We start from the raw sequence: 1,318 nt of genomic DNA, 5'->3' as shown, positions 1-1,318 counted from the left end.
GGCCGGCTTTGACTAACTCGACCATCTGCGCCCGGAATTCCGGCGCGTAGGGGTTGTGGTGCTTTCCCATGGCAGGCACCTCCTGTTCCAAAGGATAGGTGTCCACGAAACCGGGTCAACTCCAGTCGCGCTTGGCCGGGTAGATGTTCGGGTCGTCAAGCGCGAGCGCTTGCTGAAACCACAACTCGGCCTGCGGATCGATCGGCGGCACATGCTGGTCCTGATAGATGCAAATGAAAGTCTCGCGGTGCGGCTTGAACAGCGGCAGTCTTTCGTAGCGCGGCAAATCGGAGATATTGGTGCTCAGTTTGCTGGTCAATGCGGTGAAAGGGCTGGCTTGCGATCCGGTAGCAAGCACAGCAAGGCTTACTACTAAAAGTCGCAGAACGAGGCCGATCAACGTTGCGCGAAAGCAAGGCGTGTCAGGCATATCGCTTTCCCCAGAAGATGGCATGGTCACCGAGGCGTGCATCGTGGACGTGGCCCGGTGATCCTCGAACAGCAGCAAAGATCCCGTCATTGGCTGCCCTTTTCTCATCTGGATGACGTTGTTTCTCATGCCTCACGCGCATGCCAACGCTCACACCACAAGCAGCATCGAGGCGAAAGTCTGCGGGAAATCATTGAATCGGTACCAACTGAGGAAATCCAGCATTGAATCAACATGACTCGGGTCGACGCGACGGCTCCTTTGAGGAGCCACCGTCGCGCCATGACGCGTACCTTCAACACCATGCTAGACGTGGTGGTCTGTCTCCTGTTCGAGAGGCATGTGTCGCAGTCAGTGAACCACGCACCTCTTCCTCCCGAAGTTAACCGTTACTTTCTTGGCCACGATGCCGCTGCAATAGTTGGCCGCATCCAGTTTCGACAGATCAAGGAGATATCCGTGCAATTGCTTGATGATAGTCAAGGAATCGCCGCTGCTGAGGGGATATACAACGGTATTACCAGACATCGTTGGCGTGCCATTTACGAGCGACGAGTCGATTGTGCAATTCAGCGCAAGGCCTTCTGACGGCGTGCTCGATAGGTAAGAAAAATCAGGTACTCCGCTGTTTTTCTCAGTAATTTCAAGCGAATGCGAAACGCCTGCCTTGTCGGCATTGCAGGACAACGTAGGCTTCGCACACACGCTCAGACTGAGCAGTCCAAGCATTGATGCCAAGAAAAATCCGCTTCTCTGTTTCATGGCCTCTTTTGAATTCCGAGTGGGTGATGTTAGCGGGTCAAGGGCGGGCGTAAGCCCGGCGCAGCGAACCCTTGAGGCGCTCTGAATCGACAAGCTGAGGTATGGCTGGTTGCGGCAGAATGCGGC

Annotated in this window: 2 protein-coding genes; both read right to left on the bottom strand. The window is 55.3% G+C overall.

Annotated elements, in window-relative coordinates:
* Nucleotides 1-115: 115 nt before the first annotated feature.
* Complete coding sequence (locus GWC77_RS29855) at nt 116-559, bottom strand: hypothetical protein (protein ID WP_254367229.1); 444 nt, start codon at nt 557-559, stop codon at nt 116-118.
* 222 nt (nt 560-781) lie between these two features.
* Nucleotides 782-1,318, bottom strand: a 537-nt coding sequence (locus GWC77_RS27770) for a hypothetical protein (RefSeq protein ID WP_217283450.1), incomplete at its 5' end; no start/stop codon positions are given.

It is taken from the genome of Paraburkholderia sp. NMBU_R16 (assembly GCF_013282575.1).
Classification (GTDB): Bacteria; Pseudomonadota; Gammaproteobacteria; order Burkholderiales; family Burkholderiaceae; genus Trinickia.
The sequence above is the reverse complement of the archived record's forward strand: the minus strand, read 5'-3'. Positions and strand labels throughout refer to the sequence as shown.

What these genes read in the sequence shown, in the direction of transcription:
- GWC77_RS29855 (WP_254367229.1), bottom strand. Translation starts at nt 559, where the DNA reads ATGAGAAACAACGTCATCCAGATGAGAAAAGGGCAGCCAATGACGGGA.